The organism is Rhodocytophaga aerolata, from assembly GCF_030503435.1.
GTDB lineage: Bacteria > Bacteroidota > Bacteroidia > Cytophagales > 172606-1 > Rhodocytophaga > Rhodocytophaga aerolata.
In genome coordinates this window covers 1-4,095 of the sequence record NZ_JAUKPO010000109.1, presented here as the reverse complement: position 1 = coordinate 4,095, position 4,095 = coordinate 1, and the positions used below count along the sequence as shown (strand labels likewise).

Genomic DNA, 4,095 nt, shown 5'->3' with positions numbered 1-4,095 from the left:
GTTCAATGAAGGGATATGGAGTGCCCAACAAAGAGGCGTCAATCTATATCCCCCTATTTCTTTACTTACAAATGTCCATATTATTGGGAAGAGGTCAAAGAGTGTTTATATCACTGCTCACAACAGAGCAGCTAAATTTTTGAAACAAATTAAGTATTGCAACCCATTCCTTTTAGCCTATCCTAAGCTGCTTTGCTCACACAAATGCCAGCAAAGCAATTTATAGCTATTTTATATATTTGTTATGTTAGTTTCATTGATTCTGGATCCCATCTGACTATTTTTTTAGATAAATAGCTTTCGTTACAAGCTAATGCTGGTGCTGCTGCTCTAAATCCAAATTGGGCATCTTCTACGACTGGTTTATTGGCTCTGATGGCATCAAAAAAGTTGGTAATATGGTCTAAATGATCGTTATACCCTTCAAGAGCTTTAAAAATGATGTCCTCTTTTGTTTTTCTTTTTCTTTGTTCGGCCGTCCACTTTGCCTCATATTCTTTTTGCATTTCCGCCTGCATACTTTTTGAAAAAGTAAACAGGGAATCATACCCACCAAATCCGGGTGCCTGGGGCATCAAACTATGTTTTACGGTAAGATTACTACCATTTACTTCAATTATGCCCTCTGAACCGATTAACCGGATCACTTCCTGACCGCCTGTCCCACTAATGAAATTGACCTGTAAAGTCAATTGAAAAGCCTCATGTTCTTTGCTGTCAGGGTATTGCATGACACCAGACATTACATCAGGCAAATTGCGGCCATCTTTCCAATAACTGAATTGCCCGGTACTATAAATGCTTTCTGGTCCTTTGGAATTAGTGATAAAATGCGTTCCACTCAATAAATGGACAAATAAGTCGCCGGCTACGCCTGTACCGACTTCTTTAAAGGCTCTCCACCAAAAAAACTTCTTGGCATCAAACGCCATTTTCTCGGTGGCTTCAATGAATGTATCCCAGTTGGTGGTCAAGGCATTGGCATCTTTTGGAATGGTATATTGCCATGCGCCAATCGAACTCTGCCGATCATAGACTGCATTCACCATATTTAATTTTCCTATTTCCCCGGCAGCCAGTAATTCTTTCGCTTTTGCATAACCAATACTACTTACTCGTTGACTACCTACCTGCACTACTTTGCCTGACTTTTTTGCTGCAGCTATGACAGGATACCCCTCACTGATTTGATAAACCATTGGTTTTTCACAATACACATGTTTACCTTTGGCAAGGGCGTCTAAGGTGATACGAGCATGCCAGCAATCAGTGGTACAAATAAATACCGCATCAATATCTTTTCTGTCTAGTAGTTCTTTATAGTTGATGGTGGTGAACAGGCCTTTGCCGTGTAATTCTTTGGCATTTTCTATTCTACCTGTATATAAATCGCAAATGCCAGCTAATTCTACACCAGGTACTTTGAGAGCCGCATTCAAGTCAAAATGCCCTTGCACACCATAGCCAATTACCCCTAATCTAATTTTGTCATTAGCCGATGTTTTTCTTTCATAGCTTAACAGGCGCTCTTCTGCTTTTGCATTGGTAGCCAATGATGAAAGGGGAGCTGCTGCCGCTAGGATGCTGGTAGCACCAATATGCTGTAAGAATTTTCTTCTGGAACTTGAGGAATCGTTTTTCATAAAGAATTATTTTTAGACTATTTATTTGATAGTGTTGCTATTACTACTCCATGAGGACCCATTCATAGTGCCTTGTCTTCTATAAAAAACAGGCACAAGATCTTTGATAGCTTTGGTTTTAAGGTTCATCAGCCGAATTTTATAATGTAAATTAAACATGTCTTTTTGTTTTGCTCAGGTGTATAGGCAATATAAACAAAAGAATATTTTCTTATATGAAACTTTTGGCTTGATCTTTTTTCATATACATCTAAGTTATCTAACTCTCCTTTGATCTAATTCAAGATTAAGAGGAATAAAGAAGAAAGAAACTTTTTAATGTTAGAAGCTAGGAGAGCAATTGTTTCCCTTCTTGCCCATTTTGATAAGTTAAAAGAAATGGGGTAGTTAAATTAACTCATTAAAAAAGCTGTCATTACTTTTTGACAGCTTTTAATCGTCATTGGATTGATGCTTATGTATTCTTTAAGATTTAATAAAAGCTAAAATATCAGCATTTATGGTTGCCGCTTCAGTAGTGGGCATGCCATGCGGAAAGCCCGGATAAGAAATAAGTTTGCCATTTTTTAACAGCTTAACAGCCTTTACAGCCGTAAGCTCAAAAGGAACGATTTGGTCATCTTCTCCATGCATCACCAGTACAGGTAGCTCTACACTTTTAAGATCTTGCGTAAAATCTGTTTCTGAAAAAACCTTGATACAATCGTAGTGCGCTTTTATAGCGCCCATCATGGCTTGTCTCCACCAATTATCGCGTATTCCTTGCGATACCTTTGCCCCCTCCCGGTTATAGCCATAAAAGGGCAAGGTAAAGTCCTGAAAATATTGTGGCCGCCTGGTAGCGGTCCCTTCCCTGATTTCATCGAATACAGACAGGGGAATACCATCCGGATTGGCTTGGGTTTGCATCATGAGGGGAGTTACTGCACTGATCAGGACTGCTTTGGCTACCCGCCCTTGTCCATGCTTGGCTACATAGCGAATCACTTCCCCCCCGCCGGTGGAATGTCCAATGTGTATGGCATTTGTTAAATCTAAGGCTTGAGTAAGCTCTGCCACATCGGCTGCATAGGTGTCCATATCATGGCCATGAGGGGTTTGGCCTGATCTGCCATGGCCTCTCCGGTCATGTGCGATGACTCTGAAACCCTGATGGAGGAAAAACATCAGTTGTGCATCCCAGTCATCGCCAGATAGGGGCCAGCCGTGATGGAAAACGATCGGTTGTCCGCTCCCCCAATCTTTGTAATAAATCTCTGTGCCGTCTTTTACTTGAATTTTGCTCATCGTTTTAGGGGTTGTTTAGTCGGGTAAATACTAGTTATAGAAATACTATTTTAAAGATATGCTTTTACAGGGATTGAGAATCATTTTCGATAAATAATCCAATAAATTCTTTAGTAGGTATAGTAAAATGCAAGCTGTTGCGCAGCTATGGGAATCGTCTGAGCAACAATATCATTACAGAGTTTGGGTAGTAGGTACCTCTAACAACTTATAGTTGAGGGGTGATCATTATGCCTACAAGCTATGGAATTATGACGACTTCTCTTTTAATGAAACTTGATAAATAGGCAAGAGGAGAAAGAATGCAACTTATAACACTTAAACCCATATTTCCGATGATATAGCTGATTTTAAAGAGTCTGCAAATGCTAACACCCCCTTTTCCAACTCCAAAAATGGCACAAATGTTTATTAGAATGTGGTGTTGGATAAGAGTTGGTAAATATTTCCGCTAACTTACACCCCTGACAAACAAAGATCAATAAAACTATTTAACGCCTTTGCCAACACATGTATATTCTCTCTCAGCTGCTATATATGGTCTATCCTTATTGATGCTGCTCAGCGATAGGTTTTAAAGTCAGCTATACCAGGTGTTTTATGTGTGGAATAACCTTCGTGCCAATTAATTCAATGGATTGTAACAATTGCTGGTGCGATAATCCGGCATTGTCCATTTGGAAGGTAAATCGATCTACACCGCCAAGAGCCTCGCTATGCCTCACTAATTTTTCGGCTACCTGTTCAGGTCCGCCCACCACCAGTACGCCTTCTGGGGCAATCAATGCATTGAATTGCGACCTGGTCACCGGTGGCCATCCTCGTTCTTTACCCAATTTCGTCCACAGCTCTGCGTAGCCCGGATAATAATCCGCAATGGCCTGCTCATAGGTTTGGGCCACATACCCTGGTGAATGAAGCCCAACCTTTAACTGGTCTCTTGAAAATCCTGCTCGGCGGCCTGCTTCCCGGTACAAATCTACTAAGGGACGAAAGCGTGCTGTGTCACCACCAATAATGGCCACCATCAGCGGTAGCCCTAAGGAACCTGCACGCACAAAAGATGCTGGTGTTCCACCTACCCCCAGCCATATGGGCAGTTTTCTCTGCAGGGCCTGGGTGTTGCACAACTGCTGGTTTGAAATCTGGCTTCTGAGTGGTAAAT

3 protein-coding genes are annotated in these 4,095 nt (G+C 41.2%); all 3 read right to left on the bottom strand.

Translation table 11 applies throughout. The features are described from left to right. Positions 1–242: 242 nt before the first annotated feature. Positions 243–1,643 (bottom strand): Gfo/Idh/MocA family protein, encoded by a 1,401-nt coding sequence (locus Q0590_RS36765; protein ID WP_302042675.1) that lies wholly within the window; start codon positions 1,641–1,643, stop codon positions 243–245. 465 nt (positions 1,644–2,108) lie between these two features. Then, complete coding sequence (locus tag Q0590_RS36760; protein WP_302042674.1) at positions 2,109–2,930, bottom strand: alpha/beta fold hydrolase; 822 nt, start codon at positions 2,928–2,930, stop codon at positions 2,109–2,111. Between the two features lie 584 nt (positions 2,931–3,514). Then, on the bottom strand, positions 3,515–4,095 hold a 581-nt coding region (locus Q0590_RS36755), incomplete at its 5' end, for an LLM class flavin-dependent oxidoreductase (RefSeq protein ID WP_302042673.1).

Coding starts and splice junctions, on each gene's coding strand:
- Q0590_RS36765 (WP_302042675.1), bottom strand. CDS start 1,643: ATGAAAAACGATTCCTCAAGTTCCAGAAGAAAATTCTTACAGCATATT.
- Q0590_RS36760 (WP_302042674.1), bottom strand. CDS start 2,930: ATGAGCAAAATTCAAGTAAAAGACGGCACAGAGATTTATTACAAAGAT.